Origin of the sequence: Pseudomonas sp. AN-1 (genome assembly GCF_034057115.1) — a bacterium.
Taxonomy (GTDB): domain Bacteria; phylum Pseudomonadota; class Gammaproteobacteria; order Pseudomonadales; family Pseudomonadaceae; genus Geopseudomonas.
Window position 1 is genome coordinate 4500818 of record NZ_CP139195.1, and the last position, 22529, is coordinate 4523346.

28 protein-coding genes and 1 CRISPR repeat array are annotated in these 22529 nt (G+C 67.1%); of the genes, 14 read left to right on the top strand and 14 right to left on the bottom strand.

The features are described 5' to 3' along the window. The first annotated feature begins 4 nt into the window (after positions 1–4). The 5 genes from cas7e to cas2e are packed head-to-tail and all read left to right on the top strand — an operon-like array spanning position 5 to position 3614. Positions 5–1147 carry a type I-E CRISPR-associated protein Cas7/Cse4/CasC gene (cas7e, locus tag SK095_RS21120; protein ID WP_320547417.1) on the top strand — a complete coding sequence of 381 codons (1143 nt, stop codon included), beginning with the start codon at positions 5–7 and terminating at the stop codon, positions 1145–1147. 2 nt (positions 1148–1149) lie between these two features. After that, positions 1150–1812, top strand: coding sequence for a type I-E CRISPR-associated protein Cas5/CasD (gene cas5e / locus SK095_RS21125; protein ID WP_320547418.1), 663 nt, complete (start codon positions 1150–1152; stop codon positions 1810–1812). Then, positions 1787–2401, top strand: a complete 615-nt coding sequence (gene cas6e / locus SK095_RS21130; protein WP_320547419.1) for a type I-E CRISPR-associated protein Cas6/Cse3/CasE — start codon at positions 1787–1789, stop codon at positions 2399–2401. Before cas5e ends, cas6e begins: the two co-directional genes overlap by 26 nt. After that, complete coding sequence (gene cas1e / locus SK095_RS21135) at positions 2401–3315, top strand: type I-E CRISPR-associated endonuclease Cas1e (RefSeq protein ID WP_320547420.1); 915 nt, start codon at positions 2401–2403, stop codon at positions 3313–3315. The genes cas6e and cas1e overlap by 1 nt, the downstream gene beginning before the upstream one ends. Next, a complete protein-coding gene (gene cas2e / locus SK095_RS21140; RefSeq protein ID WP_320547421.1) occupies positions 3315–3614 on the top strand; it encodes a type I-E CRISPR-associated endoribonuclease Cas2e in 300 nt (99 codons plus the stop codon). The genes cas1e and cas2e overlap by 1 nt, the downstream gene beginning before the upstream one ends. 66 nt (positions 3615–3680) lie before the next feature. Then, a CRISPR array of direct repeats spans positions 3681–5666; the repeat unit is 29 nt; unit sequence GCGTTCCCCGCGCTCGCGGGGATGAACCG. Positions 5667–5854: 188 nt separating this feature from the next. Here the strand turns inward: cas2e and SK095_RS21145 are convergent. The 3 genes from SK095_RS21145 to SK095_RS21155 form a co-directional block, all read right to left on the bottom strand. After that, positions 5855–6088 carry a hypothetical protein gene (locus SK095_RS21145; RefSeq protein ID WP_136489207.1) on the bottom strand — a complete coding sequence of 78 codons (234 nt, stop codon included), beginning with the start codon at positions 6086–6088 and terminating at the stop codon, positions 5855–5857. 141 nt (positions 6089–6229) lie between these two features. Beyond that, positions 6230–6628, bottom strand: coding sequence for a DUF3597 domain-containing protein (locus tag SK095_RS21150; RefSeq protein ID WP_320547422.1), 399 nt, complete (start codon positions 6626–6628; stop codon positions 6230–6232). A gap of 199 nt (positions 6629–6827) precedes the next feature. Beyond that, complete coding sequence (locus SK095_RS21155; protein WP_136489205.1) at positions 6828–7172, bottom strand: zinc ribbon domain-containing protein YjdM; 345 nt, start codon at positions 7170–7172, stop codon at positions 6828–6830. A gap of 268 nt (positions 7173–7440) precedes the next feature. Here SK095_RS21155 and SK095_RS21160 point away from each other — a divergent pair, with 268 nt between their 5' ends. Then, a complete protein-coding gene (locus SK095_RS21160) occupies positions 7441–8118 on the top strand; it encodes a DUF2076 domain-containing protein (protein ID WP_320547423.1) in 678 nt (225 codons plus the stop codon). A gap of 226 nt (positions 8119–8344) precedes the next feature. Beyond that, entirely contained in the window at positions 8345–8893 is a 549-nt protein-coding gene (locus SK095_RS21165) for a hypothetical protein (protein ID WP_320547424.1), read from the top strand. Between the two features lie 33 nt (positions 8894–8926). Here the strand turns inward: SK095_RS21165 and SK095_RS21170 are convergent, their stop codons facing one another. Then, the gene (locus tag SK095_RS21170) at positions 8927–9346 is read right to left on the bottom strand and encodes a GNAT family N-acetyltransferase (protein WP_320547425.1); all 420 of its coding nucleotides are present in this window, start codon (positions 9344–9346) and stop codon (positions 8927–8929) included. Positions 9347–9392: 46 nt separating this feature from the next. Further along, positions 9393–10094, bottom strand: coding sequence for a YebC/PmpR family DNA-binding transcriptional regulator (locus SK095_RS21175; protein ID WP_136489201.1), 702 nt, complete (start codon positions 10092–10094; stop codon positions 9393–9395). A 172-nt stretch (positions 10095–10266) separates the two neighbouring features. Between SK095_RS21175 and SK095_RS21180 the strand changes: the two genes are divergently transcribed. Both SK095_RS21180 and SK095_RS21185 read left to right on the top strand, forming a co-directional pair. Beyond that, entirely contained in the window at positions 10267–10494 is a 228-nt protein-coding gene (locus SK095_RS21180; protein WP_136489200.1) for a hypothetical protein, read from the top strand. Beyond that, the gene (locus tag SK095_RS21185; protein ID WP_136489199.1) at positions 10491–10784 is read left to right on the top strand and encodes a cell division protein ZapA; all 294 of its coding nucleotides are present in this window, start codon (positions 10491–10493) and stop codon (positions 10782–10784) included. The genes SK095_RS21180 and SK095_RS21185 overlap by 4 nt, the downstream gene beginning before the upstream one ends. 62 nt (positions 10785–10846) lie before the next feature. Here the strand turns inward: SK095_RS21185 and SK095_RS21190 are convergent, their stop codons facing one another. The 4 genes from SK095_RS21190 to SK095_RS21205 all read right to left on the bottom strand — a co-directional run bounded on the left by SK095_RS21190 (position 10847) and on the right by SK095_RS21205 (position 14030). Then, the gene (locus tag SK095_RS21190; protein ID WP_136489198.1) at positions 10847–11128 is read right to left on the bottom strand and encodes a peptidylprolyl isomerase; all 282 of its coding nucleotides are present in this window, start codon (positions 11126–11128) and stop codon (positions 10847–10849) included. 91 nt (positions 11129–11219) lie between these two features. Next, positions 11220–11348, bottom strand: a complete 129-nt coding sequence (locus SK095_RS21195; protein WP_256659003.1) for a hypothetical protein — start codon at positions 11346–11348, stop codon at positions 11220–11222. Positions 11349–11534: 186 nt separating this feature from the next. Beyond that, positions 11535–13535 (bottom strand): U32 family peptidase, encoded by a 2001-nt coding sequence (locus SK095_RS21200; protein ID WP_320547426.1) that lies wholly within the window; start codon positions 13533–13535, stop codon positions 11535–11537. Positions 13536–13628: 93 nt separating this feature from the next. Continuing rightward, a complete protein-coding gene (locus SK095_RS21205; RefSeq protein WP_320547427.1) occupies positions 13629–14030 on the bottom strand; it encodes a hypothetical protein in 402 nt (133 codons plus the stop codon). Positions 14031–14173: 143 nt separating this feature from the next. Between SK095_RS21205 and SK095_RS21210 the strand changes: the two genes are divergently transcribed. Continuing rightward, positions 14174–15025 (top strand): CAP domain-containing protein, encoded by an 852-nt coding sequence (locus SK095_RS21210; protein WP_320547428.1) that lies wholly within the window; start codon positions 14174–14176, stop codon positions 15023–15025. A gap of 86 nt (positions 15026–15111) precedes the next feature. Next, a complete protein-coding gene (locus tag SK095_RS21215) occupies positions 15112–15453 on the top strand; it encodes a hypothetical protein (RefSeq protein ID WP_320547429.1) in 342 nt (113 codons plus the stop codon). A gap of 611 nt (positions 15454–16064) precedes the next feature. Here the strand turns inward: SK095_RS21215 and SK095_RS21220 are convergent. After that, positions 16065–16523: an EVE domain-containing protein gene (locus SK095_RS21220; protein WP_320547430.1), complete on the bottom strand. Its 459-nt coding sequence runs from the start codon at positions 16521–16523 to the stop codon at positions 16065–16067. Positions 16524–16850: 327 nt separating this feature from the next. On the opposite strand from SK095_RS21220, the gene SK095_RS21225 reads away from it, so the two are divergent. Next, on the top strand, positions 16851–17252 hold the full coding sequence (locus SK095_RS21225) for an endonuclease domain-containing protein (RefSeq protein WP_320547431.1): 402 nt from the start codon (positions 16851–16853) through the stop codon (positions 17250–17252). A 335-nt stretch (positions 17253–17587) separates the two neighbouring features. Here SK095_RS21225 and eco read toward each other — a convergent pair whose 3' ends face one another. Then, a complete protein-coding gene (gene eco / locus SK095_RS21230; RefSeq protein WP_320547432.1) occupies positions 17588–18064 on the bottom strand; it encodes a serine protease inhibitor ecotin in 477 nt (158 codons plus the stop codon). Between the two features lie 189 nt (positions 18065–18253). Here eco and SK095_RS21235 point away from each other — a divergent pair, with 189 nt between their 5' ends. Together SK095_RS21235 and SK095_RS21240 are read left to right on the top strand one after the other, a co-directional pair. Next, complete coding sequence (locus SK095_RS21235) at positions 18254–18502, top strand: zinc ribbon domain-containing protein (RefSeq protein ID WP_136489190.1); 249 nt, start codon at positions 18254–18256, stop codon at positions 18500–18502. Between the two features lie 209 nt (positions 18503–18711). After that, positions 18712–19455 (top strand): class I SAM-dependent methyltransferase, encoded by a 744-nt coding sequence (locus SK095_RS21240; RefSeq protein ID WP_320547433.1) that lies wholly within the window; start codon positions 18712–18714, stop codon positions 19453–19455. A 214-nt stretch (positions 19456–19669) separates the two neighbouring features. Here SK095_RS21240 and SK095_RS21245 read toward each other — a convergent pair whose 3' ends face one another. The 3 genes from SK095_RS21245 to SK095_RS21255 form a co-directional block, all read right to left on the bottom strand. Further along, positions 19670–20125: a hypothetical protein gene (locus SK095_RS21245; RefSeq protein ID WP_320547434.1), complete on the bottom strand. Its 456-nt coding sequence runs from the start codon at positions 20123–20125 to the stop codon at positions 19670–19672. A gap of 250 nt (positions 20126–20375) precedes the next feature. Continuing rightward, a complete protein-coding gene (locus SK095_RS21250) occupies positions 20376–20909 on the bottom strand; it encodes an REP-associated tyrosine transposase (protein ID WP_320547435.1) in 534 nt (177 codons plus the stop codon). A gap of 178 nt (positions 20910–21087) precedes the next feature. Continuing rightward, the gene (locus SK095_RS21255) at positions 21088–22473 is read right to left on the bottom strand and encodes an IS4 family transposase (protein ID WP_320546382.1); all 1386 of its coding nucleotides are present in this window, start codon (positions 22471–22473) and stop codon (positions 21088–21090) included. Positions 22474–22529: the final 56 nt, after the last annotated feature.

Genomic DNA, 22529 nt, shown 5'->3' on the forward strand with positions numbered 1-22529 from the left:
CATCATGAGTCTGTTTATCGAATTCCACCTGATCCAGAACTTCGCGCCGTCCAACCTCAACCGCGACGATACCGGCGCGCCCAAGGACGCATTATTCGGCGGCCATCGCCGGGCGCGGGTGAGCAGCCAGTGCTTCAAGCGCGCCATCCGCCTGACCGCTCAGGAGCATGAACTGGTGGCTCTGGAGCACCGTGGCGTCCGTACCAAAAAGCTGCGTGATCTGTTGTTGGCAAAGTTGCCAGGTCGAGACTTGGATGAAGCCAAGAGCAAGATCGAAACCGCCCTGGCCGCAGCCGGCCTCAAACTCAAGGATGACGGCAAGACCGAATATCTGCTGTTCCTCGGCGAAGCGGAAATCGCCGGCTTCGCCGCGCTGATCGAGCAGCACTGGGACGAACTGGCCGGTGCGCCCGTCGGTGGGGAGAAGAAAGGCAAGAAGGAGGCCAAGGCCAGTGCGCCGGCCGAGGTGGTGAAGAAGGCCAAGGCCTTGCTCGATGGCGGCAAGGCCGTGGATGTGGCGCTGTTCGGCCGCATGCTGGCCGACCTGCCGGAGGTCAACCAGGATGCGGCCTGCCAGGTAGCGCATGCCATCAGCACTCACCGCGTCGAGCGCGAGTTCGACTACTTCACCGCCGTCGACGACAAGGGTGGTGCGGACGAAACCGGCGCCGGCATGATCGGCCAGGTGGAGTTCAACTCCGCGACCCTCTACCGCTATGCGGTGGTTGATGCGCGCAAGCTGCTGGGCAACCTGCAGCAGGACCGCGAGCTGGCCCTGTCGGCGCTGGAAGCCTTTACCCAGGCCGTGGTGCGCGCCATTCCCACGGGTAAGCAGAACAGCTTCGCCGCGCACAACCTGCCCAGCTTCGTCGGAGTCTGCCTGCGCCATGGCGGTCCGCTGAGCCTGGCCAACGCTTTCGAGAAGCCGGTGAGTCCGCGGGCCGACAAGTCGCTGAGCAGCCAGTCGGTCGAGCTGCTCGCCAGCCATGAAGACAGGCTGGCGGCCGTCTATGCCGACAGCCGCGACCAGTGGGCCTACCTCGACCTGAGCGAAGCCTGGCCGGCGCAAAAGGGCCGGCGGGCGATGAACCTGAGCGAGCTGGCGGCCTGGGTGCGCGAGCAGGCTGCGTCCCGGCTGGAGGCTTGAGCATGGCCACCCTGCTGATGCGCCTGCAAGGGCCGCTGCAGTCCTGGGGGACCACCAGCCGTTTCGACGAACGGGATACGCAACTGGAGCCGTCCAAGTCCGGCGTGTTGGGCCTGGTTTGCGCGGCCTTGGGACGTGATCGCAGCGAGCCGGTGGAGGATCTGGCGGCCTTGCGCATGGGCGTGCGCGTCGACCGCGAAGGTGTACCGATGCGCGATTACCAGACTGCCACCGGCGTGTTGATCTCGACCGGCAAGGCCGATCTGCGCCGTACCGTGGTCAGCCCACGCTTTTACCTGGCGGATGCGGCTTTTCTGGTCGGGCTGGAGGGTGAAGACGAAAGCCTGCTGGCGCGCATCCATGCCGCCCTGCGCGTGCCGGTCTGGCCCCTGGCCCTGGGGCGCAAGAGTTTTGTCCCGGGCCTGCCGGTCTGGCTGGCGGACGGCCTCTCGCCCTTGTCCCTGGAACAGGCTCTGGCCAGCTACCCGCGCTTGGCGTCGGCACAGTGGGCCGACCAGGGGCTGCCGCTGCGTTGCCTGCTCGAGGACGACGGGGAGGGCGCCATTCGCCTGGATCAACCGGTGGCGCCTTTCGCCGAACGGCGCTTTGGCCCACGTTTCGTGAAATCGGGAGTGCTGCATGCACCTGACCAGACTGACGCTTGATCCACGCAGTGCCCAAGCCCGTCGCGACCTGAGCGATGCCTATGAAATGCACCGCACCCTGGCGCGTGCCTTCGTTACGGATGCGCAGAGCCAGCCCGCACGTTTTCTCTGGCGACTGGAGGCGGGTAGCAACGCCTGGACTGCACCAGTGGTACTGGTGCAGGCGGCTGCCGAGGCTGACTGGTCGGCATTGCAGGCACTGCCCAACTACCTGCAGCGGCCTGTCGAGAACAAGCGGCTGGCGCTCGAGGAGTGGATCGAGGGCGGCAGCCGTTACCGCTTCCGCCTGCAGGCCAATCCCACCGTTGCCCGCAATGGCAAGCGCTACGGCTTGGCTGGGGAAGCCGAGCAGTTGGCCTGGCTCGGTCGGCAGGGCGAGCGTCATGGCTTCAGTGTCGAGGCGGCCTTGGTAACGGCCAGCGACCTGCTGACCAGTCGCAAGGGCGAGGGACGCATCAGTGTGCAACGGGCCTGTTTCGAGGGCGTGCTCAAGGTGCAGTGCCTGGAGTCCTTCAGCCGTGCGCTGACAACGGGCATCGGCCCGGCCAAAGCCTTCGGCTGCGGTCTGCTCAGCGTGGCGCGCAACTGATGCTCCCGCCCCTAAAGCCCTTGCCGATGAAGGACCGGGTGTCGATGGTGTTCGTCCAGTACGGTCAGATCGACGTGCTGGACGGCGCCTTCGTGGTGATCGACCAGAACGGCGTGCGCATGCACATCCCGGTCGGCTCGGTGGCCTGCATCATGCTCGAGCCGGGCACACGGGTTTCCCATGCCGCCGTGCATCTGGCCTCGACCGTGGGCACTCTGCTGGTCTGGGTGGGCGAGGCTGGCGTGCGGCTGTACGCCAGCGGTCAACCCGGCGGTGCCCGGGCGGATCGTCTGCTGTATCAGGCCAAGCTGGCACTGGACGACGACTTGCGCCTGAAGGTGGTGCGCAAGATGTATGAGCTGCGCTTCCAGGAGAAGGCACCCGAGCGGCGCAGCGTGGAGCAACTGCGCGGCATCGAGGGCGCCCGGGTAAGGGAAACCTACAAGCTGCTGGCCAAGCAATACGGCGTCGACTGGCGGGCGCGCAACTACGACCGCCAGGAGTGGGATGCCGCCGACGTGCCGAACCGCTGTCTGTCGGCGGCCACCAGTTGCCTGTACGGCATCACCGAGGCGGCAGTGCTGGCCGCCGGTTATGCGCCGGCGGTGGGCTTCATCCATACCGGCAAGCCGCTGTCGTTCGTCTACGACGTGGCCGATCTGTTCAAGTTCGACACTGTGGTGCCGGTTGCCTTCCGCATCGCTGCCAAGTCGCCGAGGCAGCCGGAGCGGGAGGTGCGGCTGGCCTGCCGGGATATTTTCCGCTCCAGCAAATTGCTCGGAAAAATCATCCCGACCATCGAGGAGGTGCTGTCCGCAGGTGGCATCTCCCCGCCCGAAGCGCCTCCCGAGTCGGTTCTGCCAGCCATTCCCAACCCCGAAAGCATCGGCGAAGCCGGACACAGGACACAGTGATGGCCTTCGTCGTCGTGGTCACGGAAAACGTTCCGCCGCGCCTGCGCGGCCGGATGGCCATCTGGCTGCTGGAGGTGCGCGCCGGTGTGTATATCGGCGACGTCTCCCGACGCACGCGAGAAATGATCTGGCAGCAACTGGCCGAAGGCTATGAGGATGGCAATGTGGTCATGGCTTGGGCCAGCAACCATGAGTCTGGATATGAGTTCCAGACACTCGGCGCTAACCGACGCCTGCCAGTCGAGTTTGATGGCCTGCACCTGGTCGCTTTCCATCCGCAGGAAAGCTCCGATCTTTAACAAGAAAAAATTGGTAGGTTTTTAGCGGTCGATTTTTCCTTTCTGGATCAATTGGTTACGCTAAGGGCGTTCCCCGCGCTCGCGGGGATGAACCGGCTAGGCTGAAGGAAGGCGTGACCCAAGAGGCGGCGTTCCCCGCGCTCGCGGGGATGAACCGCTTGCGCTCCAGTCGCGCCGCAGCGTTGCGGGCGCGTTCCCCGCGCTCGCGGGGATGAACCGAAGCTCCGCGAGAGCGCGCGCGGCATGGACTGCGCGTTCCCCGCGCTCGCGGGGATGAACCGATCAGCGCATCGACGTGATCGGCCAGAACGGCGCGTTCCCCGCGCTCGCGGGGATGAACCGCCTGCTGGCCGAAGTCGCCCGCGTACAGACAGGCGTTCCCCGCGCTCGCGGGGATGAACCGGTAGACCACATGAGCAGCGACGGCAGCATGACGCGTTCCCCGCGCTCGCGGGGATGAACCGGCGGCAACGCCGGGGCCGTGGCAGATGGAGCGGCGTTCCCCGCGCTCGCGGGGATGAACCGATGAAAGCACTTCTGGAGCGCGCGGGCATCGCGCGTTCCCCGCGCTCGCGGGGATGAACCGTGAAGGGCAGTCGCGCGATTTTTCGGGATGATGCGTTCCCCGCGCTCGCGGGGATGAACCCTGAACTCCACCAGGTCCGTCGTCGACCAGGAGGCGTTCCCCGCGCTCGCGGGGATGAACCGTGGACTGGGCCGCCCAGCTCAACATCGCCAGCGCGTTCCCCGCGCTCGCGGGGATGAACCGCTGGCAGCCCTTGAGGACCTCGACCGCGCGATGCGTTCCCCGCGCTCGCGGGGATGAACCGCCTGCTGCGCAGGTAGCGCAGGAGCCGGTGGCGCGTTCCCCGCGCTCGCGGGGATGAACCGCTGTTCATTCCTTCCACTTCGGCCGCCTTCCGGGCGTTCCCCGCGCTCGCGGGGATGAACCGATCGTCAGGTCGCGCCGGAAGCGGTCGAATGATGCGTTCCCCGCGCTCGCGGGGATGAACCGACAGAAGCGAGTGCCTGTGCTGCGGAGTTGAGGCGTTCCCCGCGCTCGCGGGGATGAACCGCCTGCCAACGCGAGGAAGAACCTCGACGGCTGGCGTTCCCCGCGCTCGCGGGGATGAACCGAAGGCCGAGCCGACCATCGCACAGCTGGCCGAGCGTTCCCCGCGCTCGCGGGGATGAACCGGGCCGCGAGTTCGACAACGAGTGGGCGGCGGCGCGTTCCCCGCGCTCGCGGGGATGAACCGGGTCAGAGCGGGATGAGCGCGCTCGTAGTCTGGCGTTCCCCGCGCTCGCGGGGATGAACCGGCTTGTCGACAACTTGGACAGTTGCTGCTGGAGCGTTCCCCGCGCTCGCGGGGATGAACCGCCGGGCACCCTGTTCTTCGGCGGTTATGCCGCGCGTTCCCCGCGCTCGCGGGGATGAACCGAAGTCGTCCGGCACGGTGTTCTACTACTACGAGCGTTCCCCGCGCTCGCGGGGATGAACCGAAAGTGGGTGGGGTTTAATCGACATGGCGCGCGCGTTCCCCGCGCTCGCGGGGATGAACCGCGGATTTCGCTTTCGCCCGTGGCCACCGGCTGGCGTTCCCCGCGCTCGCGGGGATGAACCGTTGGCCAGAGTCGACAGAGTTTGCACGGCGTTGCGTTCCCCGCGCTCGCGGGGATGAACCGTCGTCGACCGCCAGTTTAAGCGCCAGGGTATCGCGTTCCCCGCGCTCGCGGGGATGAACCGCCGGCGGCCACAATCAGCACGCCCAGGGCAGCGCGTTCCCCGCGCTCGCGGGGATGAACCGCCTGAGGAGATTCTCGCCAAGTTAATGCAAAAGCGTTCCCCGCGCTCGCGGGGATGAACCGGATGTTCCGCCCGGCGTTCCGTTCTGGATCGTGCGTTCCCCGCGCTCGCGGGGATGAACCGAAAATGTCAACGCCGAGGAATCCCGCTGAGAAGCGTTCCCCGCGCTCGCGGGGATGAACCGGGGCGGGCGCAAGCGCCTTTCGATCCTCACCCGCGTTACCCACGCCCGTGAGGATGAACCGGCTGGCAAGTATCTCGGCAAGGTCGATCAGGGCTGGCCATCAGGCGTGGGTTTCTGGAGTGAACTACTGTGCTTTTCGTGGGTGAACGGCTGAGTTACTCGGTGGTTCGAGTCGATCTTGCGGGGCAGGGGATGGATTCCATGCAAACTGGGAACAGTTGCACCGCCTGCCGCCGACAAGTGGGCTGCTCACCTCTTCCCCATCGACCGCCGCGTACCGCGCGGGGCCATGCCCGGGCGTTTGTCGTGGTTGCACTTGTTGTTGCGCTGGTGCCAGGGCTGACCGTCGTCCTGCTTCGGCGCGTAGGTTTCCGGCGAGAAGGGGAAGCGGAAGGCGGGGATGCCGCCGCTCTGGCCGGCTTCGGTGCCGGTCGGCTGGGCTTCGCAGGGTGCATGGGTGTCGGGGGTGTTGGTCTTCGACATGGTGTATCCGGTTCGGCGTTGGGGAGGCTCTGGTCGGCCAGGCCTCGGTGCGGCACGCATTATACCCGGTCGTGATGCGTCTGCCGTGCCCTCCGCTGCGGTCGCCCGCCGCCGTGCGGCGGCAGGTCGACGCACGGTGCTTCAGTCCAGCAGTTCCTTCGGCACGTTGCCGCCGTTGGCGGCCAGCTTCTGCAGCACGGTCTTGTGCAGCCACATGTTCATCTGCGCCGAGTCGCCCATCTTGTCCGCCGGGCAGCCCAGTTCGCTGGCCAGTTCCTTGCGCGCGGCCAGGCTGCTGTCGAGGCCGAGCAGCTTGAGCAGGTCGACGATGGAGACCTTCCAGTCGAGCCTTTCCGGATGGGCGGCGGCCAGACCTTCCAGTCGGGCCACCACATCGACCAGCGGCATGGCCGGCGTCGCGCCGCCTTCGGCTACCGGACCGGGGGCGGTTCCGCCTGCCGGTGCGCCTGGCTGTGCCGGTGCGGCCTGCGCCTTGGCGCCAAGGCCGAGCTTTTCCAGAATCGTGCTGAACAGACCCATGGCGGTGCTCTCCTGCTGTGGGGAAGGGGCGCAGGGAGCATAGACCACGACCTCCGCGCGCGCCGGCAGGGCACGCCTCGGAACCGCAGGCCGGCATCCTCGATGGGCGCCGGCCGACGGTGCCTGCGCATCTCGCCCATGCCGGCCCCGCTGTGGCCGGGGCGGGAGGCCCGCGCCGGAGCGCGGGAAACCGCAGGGGTCAGACTTTCTTGACGAACTCGGACTTCAGCTTCATGGCGCCGATGCCGTCGATCTTGCAGTCGATGTCGTGGTCGCCGTCGCACAGGCGGATGCCCTTGACCTTGGTGCCGACCTTGACCACCAGCGAGGAGCCCTTGACCTTGAGGTCCTTGATCACGGTGACGGTGTCGCCGTCGGCGAGGACGTTGCCCACCGAGTCGCGGATCACCTTCTCGCCCTCGGCCTGGGCTTCGCCGCCGGCCAGCGCGGACCACTCGTGGCCGCACTCCGGGCAGATCAGCGACGGACCGTCCTCGTAGGTGTATTCGGAGCTGCATTTGGGGCAGGGCGGCAGAGTGCTCATGAATGATCCTCATGTTCGGACAGTGAAAGGCCGTGGATTATATAAGGTTTTGCTCCCGCGGCGGTAAACCGTGTGGCAGATGGCGCCGATCCGAGCCCCGCCTGGCCGGCCGCGGCGGCTCGCCTCGCGCATGACCTCTGGTCATGCAGGCGTCGCCGGCAACGCAGTGGCGGCGGTGAGGAAAACTCTTGCAATAGCTCGCTTTTGACATCGTCCGGGGCGATTCAGAAGATGCGCCTATCTTGCTGCAACCACTGAAGAGACAAGCATGCACGCTGAAGAGAAGAACCTGATCGACGGTCTGTTCACCCGCCTGCGTACCGTGGAGGGGCAATCCGCCCCGCGCGAAGCCCAGGCCGAGGCGCTGATCACCGAGCACATCGCCCGCCAGCCGGCGGCACCCTATTACATGGCGCAGGCGATCATCGTGCAGGAGAACGCCATCCAGCAGCTCGACGCTCGCGTCAAGGAGCTGGAGGCACAGGTCGAGAGCCTCAGGCAGGTCCAGAGCCAGCCGCAGCAGAGCAGCGGCGGTTTCCTCTCCGGCCTGTTCGGCGGTCGCTCCCAGCCGCAGCAGCCGGCGGCCAGTGCCCCGGTCAGCGCCCAGCCGGCGCGCTCCGGCTGGCACGAGCCGGCCGGTGCCAGCCGTTTCGGCCAGCAGCCGGGCTTTGCCCAGCAGTCCGCCTTCGGCCAGCGCGGCATGCCGGCGCAGGGCGGCGGCTTCATGTCCGGCGCCCTGCAGACCGCGGCCGGCGTGGCCGGCGGCATGGTGCTGGGCAACATGCTGATGGACATGTTCCAGGGCGACGAGGCGGAGAAGGTTGCCGAGGCGGCGCCGGCCGAGCAGCCGCAGGTGGCGGAAGAAGCCCCGGCCGCGGAAGAAGCCGATGGCGGTTTCTTCGGTGGCGACTTCTTCGGTGGTGGCGACGACGAGGATTTCGTCTGATCCTGCCGGCTTTCCCTGCCTGAGGTTTCCCGTGCTGCGGCGCGGGAAACCCGTATGCAATCCTTGCGCATGACTCCCCCGATCGTGCACGGCGCCGATCCCCCCTGGCGCCAGCTGCAGAGACCTTGTCCCAAGTGGTAAAAACAGTCGGTCCGCTGCTGCCTTGGCTGCCCCGCTGCGGTGGTCCGGCTGTCGGCCGTCCGGGGCGAGCATGCGAGGAATGCCAATGAAGAAGTCGATCCTGCTGGTGCTGGCTGGCCTGAGCCTGCTGGGCGGTTGCGCGTCGTCGGGCTATGCGCCGGTGGAACGTCCGGCCAGGTTGCAGGCGGCCTTGGCTGACCCGCTGTGGGATGGCCAGACGGTCCCAGCCGGACAGCGCTGCCGGTGGGCTGGTGGCCACGGTTCGACTCCGCTGTTGCGGGTCGGCAACATTCCGGCCGGCGCCAATGCGCTGATCGTCGAGTTCAGCGACCGCAGTTATTTCCTGATGGATCACGGTGGCCACGGCAAGCTGGGCTTGTGGCTGTCTCCGGGGCAGACGAGTGCGACCATCCCCTCGGTCGCCGGGGAAAGCCTCGACCTGCCGGCCGGCATGTTCGTCGAGCAGAAGCACCAGGGCTGGCTGCGTGGCAAGGGTGGCGCCTACCTGCCGCCCTGTTCGGGCGGGCGTGGACACAGCTATTACGCCACGGTGAAGGCCGTGTACAAGGCCAGGGCGGCCGGCGAGGAGTCGCGCCTGCTTGGCGAGCAGAGCATCGAGATGGGCAGGTACTGAGCCGGACTCCGCCCGTCGCGTGCCTTTTCCCGGTCAGGTCCTCGCGTCGGGGGACGCCAGGGCCACCAGCGCCTTGCTGCGCTGGTAGCGCGCCAGGCGCTCGGCCAGAGCCGCTGGCAGCCGGGTTGCCGGTGCGAAGTCCAGGCGTTGGTAGAAGCCGACCAGATCCGGGTGGCAGAACAGCCACACCGGCCCCGGGGTGCGCGCCAGTGCCTGCTCGACCAGCCGGCTGGCCAGGCCATGGCGGCGCTCGCCCGGCGCCACCAGCAGTCCGGTCAGCCAGTGCCCGTCGTCGACGGCGGTCAGGCACAGCGCGGCGAGGATTTCCTGGCGGCGCGCCACCCATACCCGGGCGCCGTTGGGGGCGCGCATCGACGAGCGATGGGCGCGGTAGAACTTGTCCAGCAGCGGCTTGAGCGGCGGCGCCAGCGGCGCGAACTGCAGTTCGGTCATGGCGACGGAGTGCACCGCCGGGCGGCGGTACACTGCTGGCAGGGCGTCACTCGGCGTTGAGGCCGACGTAGACGTTCTGCACGTCGTCGTGGTTGTCGAGCGCCTCGAGGAAGGCCTCGACTTCCTCCAGCTCGGCGCCGGACAGGCTCACCGGGTTCTTCGCCTTGTAGCCGAGGTTGGCCGACTGCACGGTGAAACCGAACTCCGGCAGCGCCTTGCACACCGCGTCGAGGTCGGTCGGTTCGGTGTAGAACAGGGTGGCGCCTTCCTCGGCCGCCTCGAAGTCCTGGGCGCCGGCCTCGATGGCGGCCAGCTCCGGGTCGGCGTCGCCTTCCGGGGTCGCCTCGATCATGCCCAGGTAGTCGAAGTCCCAGCTCACCGAACCGGTGGTGCCCAGCTGGCCCTTGCGGAACAGCACGCGGATTTCCGCCACGGTGCGGTTGAGGTTGTCGGTCAGGCACTCGACGATCACCGGCACGCGGTGCGGGGCGAAGCCTTCATAGACGGTGCGCTCGTAGTTGACCACCTCGCCGGACAGGCCGGCGCCCTTCTTGATCGCGCGCTCCAGGGTGTCCTTGGGCATCGACGCCTTCTTGGCCTGATACACGGCCAGGCGCAGCTTGGGGTTCATGTCCGGGTCGGCGCCGTTGCGCGCGGCAATCATGATTTCCTTCACCAGCTTGCCGAAGATCTTGCCCCTGGCGTTGGCGGCGGCTTCTTTCGGTTTGGCTTTCCACTGGGCGCCCATGTCGGTTCTCTCGCTGCGAGGGTTGGGTCCCCGGGCCGGCCCGGGAACGGGGAGTGGCCGATTCTAGCGGCTCGGGCGCTCGCCGGCACCTGTCGCACAGCGTCCGGCGGTTGTGGGGGGCGGGGCTTTTAACTATCCTCTGCCGCCATTCACGAGCCCTCGGAGCGTTCCCATGCTTGAAACCACCCTTGCGCAACTCGAAGGCCTTGTGGCCGATCTGCTGCAACAGAACCAGACCCTGAGCGCCAGCTGCCAGCAGCTCGAGCAGCAGCTGCGCCAGGCCCGCGAAGAAAACGAGAACCTGCAGATGGCCGCGCTGGAGCAGGAAGAGCAGCAGGCCGCCACCCTGGCCCGCCTGCAGGCGCTGATCCAGCGCGCCGGTGCCAGTAGCGCCGCATGAGCGAGAGTGGCGTCCGTGTCCTGAAGATCCTCGGGATCGGCTACCCGGTCAGGGCGCCGGCCGGCGAGGAGGCGATCCTCGAGCAGGCTGCGGCCAGGCTGCAGGAGCAGCTCGACCAGAACCAGCAGCGCTTCCCGCGCGCCGGCAGCCACGAGCTGCTGGTGCTCACGGCGCTGAACCTGTGCGTGCCGCTGCTCAGACAGGAGGCGGAGCAGCGCGAGGCCGAGGAACGCCTCGCCGCGCTGGCGCAACGCATCGCCCGGCAGCTGCAGGGCGACGGTACGGCCTGATTTACGCCGGACAATGCAAAAGGGGCTGCCATCGGGCAGCCCCTTTTGCTTGTGCGCCGGGATCAGTCCTGGCGGCTGGTGACTTCCAGCAGGTGGTAGCCGAACTGGGTCTTCACCGGACCCTGCACGACGTTGAGCGGTGCGCTGAACACCACGCTGTCGAACTCCTTGACCATCTGGCCGCGGCCGAACGAGCCGAGGTTGCCGCCGTCGCGGCCGGACGGGCAGGTGGAGTTGTCGCGGGCGACCTGGGCGAAGTCGGCGCCGGCTTCGATGGCGGCTTTCAGTTCAAGGCACTTGGCTTCGCTGGAAACCAGGATGTGACGGGCAGTGGCTCGGGCCATGGGGATTCCTCCAGTGATTGGCCGTCCAGCCTACCGGATCGCGGCGCGCATGCAAGCGGCCCCGGCGTGCGACGCCGGGGCATGGCATGGCTCAGGGCGCCGCGTGGCTGCCCAGCAGGGTGCCGCCGGACTTCTTGACGCGCTTGGCCTGGCGTTTTTCCTGGGCGCTCTTCTGCGGCTTCTTGCGGCCTTCCTTGTGGGTTTCGTGACTCTTGCTCATGACGGCGATCTCCGGGGAGTGACGTCTCAAGTCTAGTGCGCGGATGCGCCGGCTGCCGGGTAGCCGGCGCGGCCAGCAGTCCCGCGGCGCCAGATCGCGGGCCAGAAACGACGAACGGTGGACAAGCCAGGCTTGCCCACCGTTCGTCATGCCCCACGCCGATAGCGGCGCGGGTCGTTGCCGGGGTCAGTGCAGCGGCTGCCGCCTGATGGTCTTCAGCAGGTCCTCGGGGCTGATCTCGGCGACGATGCTCGCCTGGCTGCCCGGCTGCGGCAGGTTGAGGATGTGGCCCTTGATCTTGCCGATCACGTGCATCTCGCACGGCTTGCAGTCGAACTTCAGGGTCAGCACCTCGTCGCCGTGCACCAGCTGCATCGGCGCGACCTTGTTGCGCACCCCGGTGTAGCCCTTGGCCTGCTTCGGGCACAGGTTGAAGGAGAAGCGCAGGCAGTGCTTGGTGATCATCACCGGCACCTCGCCGGTCTCCTCGTGGGCCTCGTAAGCCGCGTCGATCAGCTGCACGCCGAAGCGCTGGTAGAAGGCGCGCGCCTTCTCGTTGTAGACGTTGGCGAGGAAGCTCAGGTGCGACTCCGGGTAGACCGGCGGCGGCACGCTGACCGGCTTGCGCCAGCCCTTGCGGTGGGCGGCGACGCGCGCGCTGGTCAGCGCCTCGATCACCTCGCGGCGCAGCGCCTTGAGCTGCGAGTTGGGCACGAACGGCATCTGCGGCGCGTCGATCTCCACGGCATCGGCGTGGTAGATGGTGGTGCCCAGCTGGCCGAGCAGGTCGCGCAGCTGCTCCAGCGCCTGCTCCGGCTTGTTGGCTGCGCCAAAGGCGCCGTCGAGGCTGGCCGAGGCGCTCACGCCTTCCTCGCTGGTGGCGGTCAGGGTGACGCGCTCGGCACTCAGCGCGGCCTGCCAGCTGACGCCGACGCGCCGCTCGGCGGAGGTCTTCAGCAGGGCCTGCTGCCAGTTGTGGTCGAGGTTGCGGTTGAGCGGATGGTTGGGACGCAGGCGCTTGAGCTCTTCCGGCATCTCGTTGGGCTCGACGCGGTACTGCCAGCGCGGCTCGCCGTTTTCCTCGAACTGCCTGAGCAGCTCGACCACGCTGGCGCGGAAGCCCACCACCTCGCGCTTTACCAGCACGTTGAGGCCGTCGCCGTTGGACAGCGGATCGGTGGTGCTGGCGATCAGGTCGCGCTTGCCGACCTTGAGCACCTCGCCGACCGGCAGGCCGGTGAACTTCGGCGAGTCGAAGGCGCCGATGTCGGCCAGGCGGTCGTTGACGAAGTAGTCGGTGCTGCCGCGGTGGAAGGTGCGCTCCGGATCAGGCACGAAGAAGTGCTCGGTGCGGCCGCTGGAGGCGCGCGCCAGGTCGCCGCGCTCCTCGAGGATCTCGTCGAGGCGCTGGCGGTAGTAGGCGGTGATGTTCTTGACGTAGCTGACGTCCTTGTAGCGCCCCTCGATCTTGAACGAGCGCACCCCGGCGTCGATCAGCGCGCGCAGGTTGGCGCTCTGGTTGTTGTCCTTCATCGACAGCAGGTGCTTCTCGTAGGCCACCACCGCGCCGCTCTCGTCCTTGAGGGTGTAGGGCAGGCGGCAGGCCTGCGAGCAGTCGCCGCGGTTGGCGCTGCGTCCGGTCTGCGCGTGGGAGATGTAGCACTGCCCGGAGAAGGCCACGCACAGCGCGCCGTGGATGAAGAACTCCACCGTGGCGTCGACGCTGTCGCTGATCTGGCGGATTTCCTGCAGGTTCAGCTCGCGGGCCAGCACCAGCTGGGAGAAGCCGGCGTCGGCGAGGAATTTGGCCTTCTCCAGGCTGCGGATGTCGGTCTGCGTGCTGGCGTGGATCTCGATGGGCGGGATGTCCAGCTCCATGATGCCCATGTCCTGCACGATCAGCGCGTCGACGCCGGCCTCGTAGAACTCCCAGATCAGCTTGCGCGCCGGCTCCAGCTCGTCGTCGTGGAGGATGGTGTTGAGGGTGACGAACACCCGCGCATGGAACAGGTGGGCGAACTTCACCAGCTCGGCGATATCCGCCACGCTGTTCTCGGCATTGTGCCGCGCACCGAAACTGGGGCCGCCGATGTACACGGCGTCGGCGCCGTGCAGGATGGCCTCCCGGGCGATGGTGACATCCCGCGCGGGGCTGAGCAGTTCCAGGTGGTGTTTGGGCAGGGACATGGGGCGGGCTCGCGAGCGCAACGAAACAAGCCGTGCATTGTAGCGGGCCGGGACGCGTTTGGATCGCTGGCGTGATGGCCGGGGCGGCGGCCGTCAGGCGTCACCCAGCAGGTCGAAGGAGTCGAGCAGGCGGAAGGCGATTTCCGGGCGCGCCTCCAGGGCGCGGCGGATCGCCGCTGGAATGGCGCGGCGGGTCCTGCGGCACAGCCCCGCCTGTTCGGCGAGGCGGATGGTGATGCCGCGCATGCTGCGCACCTCGTTGTGGCCGGGCGCGACGGTCAGGCGGATGCCCAGCTGCTCGTACATGCGCCGCTGCAGGCGCTCCAGGTCGGCCAGTTCCTGGATGTTCTCCAGCCGCTCCAGCAGGCGCCTTTCCTCGTGGCGGGTCAGCAGCAGGATGCGCAGGTCGCCGTGCGGATCGTCCAGCAGCTCTCGGTGCCTGCAGATGCAGACACCGGGCGGGCAGGGCTGGCGGAGTGGCGGCGGAGTGCTCATGAGTCCGATCATAGCCGCGCCGCCGGCAGGCGCACAGCTGCCGCGCCCTGCGCGCCCCGTCCAGCCGCCTTTCCGGGCTGGCGGGCGTGCCCAACAGGGCTGCAATCGCGCATCATGGCGGCAGTCCGACCAAGGAGGTTTCCATGCCCATTGCTTCGTCCGTGCTGCGGCTTGCCGCGGTGCCGCTGGGAGTGCTGTTCGCCGCCGCTGCCGGGGCGAGCGAAGAGTCGCAGTTGCTCGAGTCGATCAACGCCTACCGCGGCCAGGTGCAGCGCTGTGCCAACCAGGTGTCCGAGGAGCTGCCGCCGCTGGCGGCCGATCCGCGGCTGATCCTGCCGGCCGGCGCCGTGGGCGACCTGCAGCAGGCGCTGACCCGCACCGACTACCAGATGGTGACCGCCCAGGCCATCAGCCTGTCCGGGCCGCGCGACGCCCAGGCGGTCATGACGGCGCTGCAGGCCAGCTACTGCCAGGTGCTGCTGGACCCGCAGTTCGTCGATATCGGCGTCAGCCGCGCGGGGCGTGACTGGCGCATCGTGCTGGCGCGGCCGCTGCTGGCCGGGCGCATGGGCGACTGGCAGGCGGAAGGGCAGAAGCTGCTCGACGGCATCAACGCTGCCCGCGCCCAGGCCCGCCAGTGCGGCGGCCAGGCCTTCGCCGCGGCGCCGCCGCTGGCCTGGAACGCCACCCTGGGCAGCGTGGCGGAAACCCACAGCCGGGCGATGGCCAACGGCAACTTCTTCGCCCACCGCGACCGTGACGGCCGCACCCCGAGCGATCGTGCCGAGCTGGCCGGCTACGGCGGCGGGCTGATCGGCGAGAACATCGCCGCCGCGCAGGACAGCGCGCGCAAGGTGGTCGACGGCTGGCTGGCCAGCCCCGGCCACTGCGCCACCCTGATGAACCCGCAGTACCGCGAACTGGGCGCGGCCTATGCGATCGACCCGAAGAGCGATGCGGGAATCTACTGGACCGCGCTGTTCGGCGCGCCCTGAGCGGCGCGCCGTCGAGCGGGCGGGAGAATGCCGTCCGCTTGGCTATGCTCAAGGGCGGACTTCCACACCACAGGGGAGGAACCGCGATGAGCAGTTTCGAGATCGAGAGCTGGTGTAAGCCCAGTCCCGCCGAGAAATCCGTGCCCATGGGGCTGATCCACTTCTACATCGGCGGCGACCAGCGCGTGAAGCTCGAGCAGGCCGAAGAGCGCCTGCAGCGCAGCGGCGCAGCCGAGGAGCTGCTGGACGTCGACCTCGGCACCCTGGAGCTGGTCACCCCACCGGAATGCGGGCCGCTGTCCGACTGCCAGCTGCGCGTCTACCTGCGCAAGGAGGACCAGCGCGGCCAGTTCCACCTGGTCGGCCATCGCGCCAGCGACGGCAGCCTGATCTATAGCAACGCGGTGCTGATCGACGCGCTGATGTAGCGAGCCGGCCACGGACGCGGCTGGGGAAGGTGGGGCGCGGGTGTTACCGCACCGGTGCCGGTGTAACGCCATCTGGGTCGGCGGGTAACCGATTGGCCGTCACCGGCAGCCCCGCGGGTGCGCCTTAAATGGATAAGTCATTGATTTTAAAGGGATTTCAAGAGTTGGCACGGCACCTGCTTTATCTCTGGCACAACAAAAACAACAACGCTGAACCAACACAACAAAAACAAGACGTAACGACTCCATAACAACAAGAACAACAGGGTGGAGGCGCAACAAACAGATTCTTTTGGAGAGGAGTTGCCCGTCAGGGATCTCCCCCCGACCGGACCGAGAACGATAAAACTGCCCCGAGGCAGCGGCCAGCACCGGTAGGACCCGCAAGGGTAGCGGCAACATCAGCGTCCAAAGGAATACGTTTGTTCTTGCGGTCCCGACTTGGGACTACCACCGGCCTCCGGCCGGGCGGGTTGCCAAAAACAACAACAAGCCCGTCAGCACAACAAGAACAAAGCATGACCGATTCGAAGGGGGAGCCCATGGGCTCCCCCTTGTGCTGTCTGCCTTCCTGATTCTGCCTGTGCTCCTGCCAGGCGGGTCCGTCCCGCCTACTGCCGCTCGCCCAGAATGATCCGCCATTCCTCCTCGCCGATCGGCATCACCGACAGCCGGCTGCCGCGCTGCACCAGCGGCAGGTTCTCCAGGCCGGGCAGGGCCTTGAGGCGGTCGAGGGAGATCAGCCGCGCCAGCTTGCGCCCGAACACCATGTCCACCGCATCCCAGCGCGGCTTGTCCGGCGTGCTTTTGGCGTCGAAGTAGGGCGACTGCGGATCGAACTGGGTCGGGTCGACGTAGGCCGTGCGCGCCACCCGTACCACGCCGGCGATGCCGATGTCCTTGCAGCTCGCGTGGTAGACGAACACCTCGTCGCCCTCGGCCATGGCCCTGAGGAAGTTGCGCGCCTGGTAGTTGCGCACCCCGTCCCAGCGGATCGGCGTCTGCGGCGCGCGGGCGAAGTCGTCGATGCCGCATTCGGAGGGTTCGGTTTTCACCAGCCATCTGGCCATGAGCGCGTTCCTGTGCAGAGTGGGGCGGGCAATCATAATGCAGCCCGGCGCGTCGGGCTGGACAAGCGCGCTCGCGGCCCCTACAAAGACGGCCTCGCGCGGGCCGGCTGCCGGCCGGGCGCCCAGATCGGATCGAGAGACAGGTGGACTTGTGAGAAAGAAGAAACCCGTGGACCCCGTTCGCCAGGCGAACAAGAACCGTGGCTACCGGATCGGCTGGCTGATCGCCCTGGCCGGCATCGTCTGCGGCTTCGCGCTGGTGGCGCTGAGGCAGGGCTGACAAGGCGCCGAGCGCCCCACGGCAGGCACGCAAGGAGGCGTCCCATCATGCTGCCCTATGATCGTCGTCTGAAACCGCTTTCGCGCCAGCTGCGCAACGACATGACCGACGCCGAGCGGCGCCTGTGGGCCTGCCTGCGCCGCAAGCAGCTGGGCGGTCTGCAGTTCTACCGGCAGAAACCGCTGGCTGGCTACATCGTCGATTTCTACTGTGCCGCGGCGCAACTGGTCATCGAGCTGGACGGTTCCCAGCACCATGCGCCGGAGGCCATCGAATACGACCGCCAGCGCACCCGAACGCTGGAGGCGCTGGGGCTGCGGGTGATCCGCTTCGACAACCGGCAGGTGCTGCGGGAGCTGGAGGGGGTGCTGGAGGTGATTCGGGAGGTGCTGGGAATCCCCCCCGGCCCCCCTTTTGCAAAGGGGGGAGTGGGACGGTGCGAGGTCTGATGGTCGGGGGCGTCACCCGCAGCGGCGGAATCCCCCCGGCCCCCCCTTTTGCAAAGGGGGGAGTGGGACGGTGCGAGGTCTGATGGTCGGGGGCGTCACCCGCAGCGGCGGAATCCCCCCCGGCCCCCCTTTTGCAAAGGGGGGAGTGGAGCGGTGCGATTCCTGATGTTCAGGCACAGAACGCCATTCGCCAACACGCTGCCGAACCATCTCTGCATTGGCAAAGAGGGCGTAGGTCTGTATGGGCTCCAGGTGTTCAGGCACAGAACACCATTCTCCAGTCCACCACCGAGCCATCCCCCCCTTTGCAAAAGGGGGGCTAGGGGGGATTCCCTCTACTGCTGCAACGCAGGCCTGCTGTCCTTGCCGGCCGACCAGATGCGGTAGCGCACCTCCACGTCGGCGGGGGCGTAGATCACCAGCGGTAGCCTGCTGTTGTAGCGCACCAGCATCGGCTCGCCACCGACCGGCACGAAGGCCTGCTTGCGGCTGTCGTCCGGGCAGGCCATCAGGGTGCCGAACGCCGGGCCGACCTTCTCCAGCTCGTAGTAGCCGTAGCCCCAGCCTTCCACCGTCTTCTCCTGCCACTGGCCGCCCAGGCGGCGCTGGTTGCAGTCCACCTCCATGGTCTTGCCGGCGATCAGCTCCACCTTGTAGTCAGCCTCGTCCGGCTGGGCCGGCAGGTCGATCACGTGGCGCTGGTAACCCGCGGCGGCGGCCGGGAACGGCTTGAGTGCCTCGGGCGTAGCGGCGCAGGCCGCCAGCGGCAAGCCGATGGCGAGGGCGAACAGGGCGGGGTGGCGAACGATCATGGGCAAGTTCCTTGCGCTGGGGCGTTGCGGGTGAGCCGCATCACGGTAACAGACTGACCGGCCCGGCGTGCCGGGGTTCCATGGCGCAACCTGCGAACTGCGCCATGCCGCGCTGCCGCGTGGCCTCTTTCCGTGGCGATAGGAACGGGTAGAGTATCGCCACCCGCAACCACCGCGAGAGGATTCCCCATGCCGACCTACGACTACCGCTGCGAAGCCAACGGCCAGGTGTACGAAGTCCAGCACCCCATGGCCCTGAGCCCGAAGACCTGGGGCGAACTGCGCGCCGCCTGCAGCCTGGCGGAAGATGCCTCGATCCCAGACGACGCCCCGGTGACCAAGCTGCTCGGCGCCTCCGGCGTGGTCAGCAGCCGCGCCCTGAAGAACCCCGAGCCCCCGGCCTGCGCCCGCGGCGGCTGCGCCGGCAACTGCGTCTGAGCGGCAGGCCGATTCCGTAGGGTGGAGGACTCGCGCAGCGATCCTCCACCGGGCGGCGCCGACCGAGCGCGCGGCAGCTCCCCGTCACCCCGCCCTGCGCCGTTGTCTGCCCTGCGGCTGCCCCGCCGCCGGGCGTGCTTTTCATGCCCCCATCCCCGGCTTGGGCTATGATGCGCGCCCCCACGCTCCGCCTGGAACATCAGACCATCATGGCCGGCAATACCCTCTACAACGACCTGTCCGGTTATTACGACCTGATGTGCGCCGATATCAACTACCCGGCGCAGAGCCACTGCGTGCACCGGCTGCAGCAGCTGTTCGGCAATGGCGGGCGCCGGCATCTCGACCTGGCCTGCGGCACCGGACCGCATGTCCGCCACTTCATCGACGCCGGCTACGCCAGCAGCGGCCTCGACATCAACCAGCCGATGCTCGACCGCGCCGCCCTGCGCTGCCCGGAGGCGCAGTTCTCCCGCCAGGACATGTGCGCCTTCACCGCGGACGAGCCGCAGGACCTGATCACCTGCTTCCTCTACTCGATCCACTACAGCGGCGGCCTCGACCGCCTGCAGGCCTGCATCGCCACCGCGCACCGCGCGCTGGCCAGCGACGGGCTGTTCTGCTTCAACGCGGTCGACAAGCGCCGGATCGACAACGCCTCCTGCGTGAGCCACAGCGCCCAGCATGCCGACGGCCTGTTCAACTTCAGCTCCGGCTGGAACTACCCCGGCGAGGGCGAGCGCCAGTCGCTGCGGCTGCGCATCGAACGCCGCGTGGCGGACGAGACCCAGGTCTGGCACGACGAACACCCGATGGTCGCGGTGAACTTCGACGAGCTGCAGGCGCTGCTGGAGCCGTACTTCGAGGTGCATGTGTTCGAGCATGATTACCAGAAGCTGATTCCTTGGGACGGCAGTTCCGGGAATGCGCTGTTTGCCTGTGTGAAGCACTGAGGCTTTCCAAGCCAGGTAGGGGCGCTTTTCGCCGCCGCATCGCCCGGCGTAGGGTGGATGGCCACCCCGTGGAAAACTCGCGCAGCGATTTTCCACCAAGCGAGGTGCAGGCTACTTCGCTGGAGCATGCGGCGCTGCGGGTGAACGCGGAGTGTCGAGGGCTGCATTCCCACGCGGAGCGTGGTAACGATCGGAGTCCTGCAAGCGCATGGCCTCAGACGAAGTGTTTGGGCGCGTTGATGATGCGCTGGTACTTGCGCAGCTCCCGTCGGCCGTTGCGGATATCCAGCAGGAATATCTCCGAGGTGCGCCAGATCATCATCCACGCGGTGACGGTGACTACCCCCACGGGGATGGTGCCCTCGACGCCCAGCGCCGTGGCCGCCAGCACCAGGGTGATCGCCAGCCCTGCCAGCACCACCCCGCCCAGCCGCTGGGCTCTGATATTGCCTCTGAGCTGTTCGCTCTTTTCCGTAAAGGTATTGCCGATGGCCTGCTGCAGGCGCTCGCGCTCGTCTTGCGGGCAGCTGATTTTCAGCTCCAGTTCGGAGTGATACCAGGCGCTGTCCGACAGGTAGTCCGCCAGTTCGGGGCACAGTCTGGGGTTGTCTGGCGAGGCAAAGGGATTCAGGTAGTCGTGCTGGATCGTCAGGTCGATCTTCTGGCTCATGGCGTACCTTCGCAGGTTCAGGTCGTGGCTGGCGGGCTTGTGTTGATGGTAGACGCGCCGCCAGGTAACGGCCTGAATCGCCTCGGAGGGGGGATTTGCTGAGTGCCGCTGCCGATCCACGAAGGCGGCGGGGTGCTCAGCCAAGAGGTTGAGATTTTCGTGCCGCTGCTGTTTTCCGCATTGATTGCGGCAGTCCTGATAGTTCCCACGCTCTTGCGTGGGAACGCATCCCTCAATGCTCCGCGTCAGCTCAGATCCAACGGTCGATACCGATCAGTCCAGTCTGTCCCTGATAGTCACGGGCACTGGAGTAGCGCCAGTGCTCGGGCCGATCCACATAACCGCGCCGCAGCGGATTCTGGTGGATGTAATCCAGCTTCTGGCGCATGACGTCCTCGCTGCAGACCAGCTCGGCATGGCTGCCCTCCTGCCAGAGCTGGTATTCCCGATCCTGCTTGTGCGCTCGCTTGCTGAAACTCAGCCGCTGCAGGACCGACTCCGCACCGCGTTGCTGTAGGTCGTCGAGTATCCGGCGGGCCGTGTAGGACTTGAAGCTGCTGACACATCGGCCCAAGTCGGGAGCCTGCGCCAGATAGTGCAGGTGGTTTTCCATCACCACGTAGCCATACAGTCGCAGCCCCTGATGTGCCTGCTGGTAACGCCAGCAGTCGAGCAGGATGTCGACCAGGGCGGGGCGGCTGAACAGTGGTAGCCACTCCATCACCGTGCAGGTGAGGAAGTGCGGTTGCGCGGGATCGGTAATGACGTAGCGGCTGCGGCCCATGGGATTCGTCCGTGAATCGGTTAGTGGGGCTGGCGTGGTACTTGGCTGATGGCTCCCACGCTCTGCGTGGGAGCCTAGCCGGCGACGCTCCGCGTCGCTACGGGGCTGCGGTTGTGCGCAGGACTTCGAGGTGGACGCGGAGCGTCGAGGGATGCGCTCCCACGCGGAGCGCTCGTCGTTATACACAAGTCCCGGTGAGCGCGTCGCGGGCCTCAAAAGCGATGACAAAGTCCCGCAACCGCTGCAGCCCGGTCCACATTGCCTTGGGCCCGGGTGGCCCATCGTGCTTGCGCCCCAAATAGCCGCCCAGGCTGGCTATCAGCATCACGACCTCACCCAGCGAGGGGGGAGTCTGTGGCGGCATGCAACGCTTGGCCACCATGTAGGCGGCCCGCCACTCCCGAGCCTCGAACACCAGCTCGCAGCTCAGACCTGGACAGCTTCGCCCCAACATCAGGCTGTACAGCACCCGCCATGTCACGACCAGGTAAAGCCCGATGCAGGGCAGTAGTCGCTCTTCGGTCTCCAGCTGCAGTCGATTGATCTGGCAACCATTCTTCAGAACGTGGAAGTAAACCTCGATACACCAGCGCACGGCATACCATTCGACGACTGTAACGGCTTGGGCCAGGCCTTCCACCGGCAGGCTTGTCAGCAGCAACCACTCCAACGGCTCGACGCCCTCCGGCGGGTGCTCCTCGCAAGCCAGGACGGCATTGATCATGACCTCAGGCAAGCGATGCCCGACGCGGGACGGTGGTTGCAGCGTGAGACTGGCAGAGCGCAGAGTGACCTGCGCCAGGCGGGCGGGACGTTTCGGGCGCGCCCGTACCTCAACCTCGACTTGCCCCAGGCTTGGCGTCGCCGCCACAGAGGCCCACAGCTTGTCGGCAGCACCGCCCAGCACGCGGCGATCCTGTGCTGCGCGCACAATCCATTGCGCCCGTGTCGTCGCAGCGACGTCTTCATACTCGACGAACCACTCGTACAGATCACCTTCGGCGTCGGCGAGATTGACGACCTGGCTTTGCGGGAGCTGCCCCTGTAGCGCACAACTGCTCTGGTAGCTGTCGATCCAGCGTCGACTTTCCTTCTCGTCCACTCCTTTTCCGCGCCGCTCCTTGCGTGGGCTTGGCTCATCACGCTGCCACCACTCGGCCGCCACCACGCCCAGACAAACCCGCTCCGGTGTGAATGCCACGGTCGGATGGAGTCGGCGGGGATGCTTCTGCCTCTCCTTGATGGTGCCCACTCCCTTGGGGCCCAGATTCACCCACTTGTCTAGCTCGGTCGTGTCCTGGGCTAACAGCACCACGGGGCAGCACTCCATGCGCTGCAAGGTGGCATCCCGATGGGGGGCCAAAACTGTTTCGAAAGTGGCCTTCTCGTTATCGAAGAAACGGTAGGCCGCCATCGTCTCCGCCCAGCTCCGGCAAGCGGTAGGAATGCTGTTGCGTGGATCTGCACCCAACTGCTCCAGCAGCTTGGCGACACGCGCATTCAATCGCTCATCGCCCAGGTTTGCCGTGCGCATCTCTTCCTCAGCCCAGCTCGCGGATGACATCCCTGTACTCCCTCGGAAAACCTAAGATGGTGACTGAACTTGTGTATAACGACGAG

Bases quoted from the DNA above. Each gene is read 5' to 3' on its own strand.
- cas6e (WP_320547419.1), top strand. From the start codon at position 1,787: ATGCACCTGACCAGACTGACGCTTGATCCACGCAGTGCCCAAGCCCGT.
- SK095_RS21195 (WP_256659003.1), bottom strand. From the start codon at position 11,348: ATGAGCAAGAGTCACGAAACCCACAAGGAAGGCCGCAAGAAGCCGCAG.
- SK095_RS21215 (WP_320547429.1), top strand. From the start codon at position 15,112: ATGAGCAGTTTCGAGATCGAGAGCTGGTGTAAGCCCAGTCCCGCCGAG.
- cas5e (WP_320547418.1), top strand. From the start codon at position 1,150: ATGGCCACCCTGCTGATGCGCCTGCAAGGGCCGCTGCAGTCCTGGGGG.
- cas1e (WP_320547420.1), top strand. From the start codon at position 2,401: ATGCTCCCGCCCCTAAAGCCCTTGCCGATGAAGGACCGGGTGTCGATG.
- SK095_RS21200 (WP_320547426.1), bottom strand. From the start codon at position 13,535: ATGTCCCTGCCCAAACACCACCTGGAACTGCTCAGCCCCGCGCGGGAT.
- SK095_RS21180 (WP_136489200.1), top strand. From the start codon at position 10,267: ATGCTTGAAACCACCCTTGCGCAACTCGAAGGCCTTGTGGCCGATCTG.
- SK095_RS21240 (WP_320547433.1), top strand. From the start codon at position 18,712: ATGGCCGGCAATACCCTCTACAACGACCTGTCCGGTTATTACGACCTG.
- SK095_RS21225 (WP_320547431.1), top strand. From the start codon at position 16,851: ATGCTGCCCTATGATCGTCGTCTGAAACCGCTTTCGCGCCAGCTGCGC.
- cas7e (WP_320547417.1), top strand. From the start codon at position 5: ATGAGTCTGTTTATCGAATTCCACCTGATCCAGAACTTCGCGCCGTCC.
- SK095_RS21220 (WP_320547430.1), bottom strand. From the start codon at position 16,523: ATGGCCAGATGGCTGGTGAAAACCGAACCCTCCGAATGCGGCATCGAC.
- SK095_RS21190 (WP_136489198.1), bottom strand. From the start codon at position 11,128: ATGGCCCGAGCCACTGCCCGTCACATCCTGGTTTCCAGCGAAGCCAAG.
- cas2e (WP_320547421.1), top strand. From the start codon at position 3,315: ATGGCCTTCGTCGTCGTGGTCACGGAAAACGTTCCGCCGCGCCTGCGC.
- SK095_RS21170 (WP_320547425.1), bottom strand. From the start codon at position 9,346: ATGACCGAACTGCAGTTCGCGCCGCTGGCGCCGCCGCTCAAGCCGCTG.
- SK095_RS21210 (WP_320547428.1), top strand. From the start codon at position 14,174: ATGCCCATTGCTTCGTCCGTGCTGCGGCTTGCCGCGGTGCCGCTGGGA.
- SK095_RS21160 (WP_320547423.1), top strand. From the start codon at position 7,441: ATGCACGCTGAAGAGAAGAACCTGATCGACGGTCTGTTCACCCGCCTG.
- SK095_RS21155 (WP_136489205.1), bottom strand. From the start codon at position 7,172: ATGAGCACTCTGCCGCCCTGCCCCAAATGCAGCTCCGAATACACCTAC.
- SK095_RS21175 (WP_136489201.1), bottom strand. From the start codon at position 10,094: ATGGGCGCCCAGTGGAAAGCCAAACCGAAAGAAGCCGCCGCCAACGCC.
- SK095_RS21150 (WP_320547422.1), bottom strand. From the start codon at position 6,628: ATGGGTCTGTTCAGCACGATTCTGGAAAAGCTCGGCCTTGGCGCCAAG.
- SK095_RS21205 (WP_320547427.1), bottom strand. From the start codon at position 14,030: ATGAGCACTCCGCCGCCACTCCGCCAGCCCTGCCCGCCCGGTGTCTGC.
- SK095_RS21145 (WP_136489207.1), bottom strand. From the start codon at position 6,088: ATGTCGAAGACCAACACCCCCGACACCCATGCACCCTGCGAAGCCCAG.
- eco (WP_320547432.1), bottom strand. From the start codon at position 18,064: ATGATCGTTCGCCACCCCGCCCTGTTCGCCCTCGCCATCGGCTTGCCG.
- SK095_RS21255 (WP_320546382.1), bottom strand. From the start codon at position 22,473: ATGTCATCCGCGAGCTGGGCTGAGGAAGAGATGCGCACGGCAAACCTG.
- SK095_RS21250 (WP_320547435.1), bottom strand. From the start codon at position 20,909: ATGGGCCGCAGCCGCTACGTCATTACCGATCCCGCGCAACCGCACTTC.
- SK095_RS21165 (WP_320547424.1), top strand. From the start codon at position 8,345: ATGAAGAAGTCGATCCTGCTGGTGCTGGCTGGCCTGAGCCTGCTGGGC.
- SK095_RS21245 (WP_320547434.1), bottom strand. From the start codon at position 20,125: ATGAGCCAGAAGATCGACCTGACGATCCAGCACGACTACCTGAATCCC.
- SK095_RS21185 (WP_136489199.1), top strand. From the start codon at position 10,491: ATGAGCGAGAGTGGCGTCCGTGTCCTGAAGATCCTCGGGATCGGCTAC.
- SK095_RS21235 (WP_136489190.1), top strand. From the start codon at position 18,254: ATGCCGACCTACGACTACCGCTGCGAAGCCAACGGCCAGGTGTACGAA.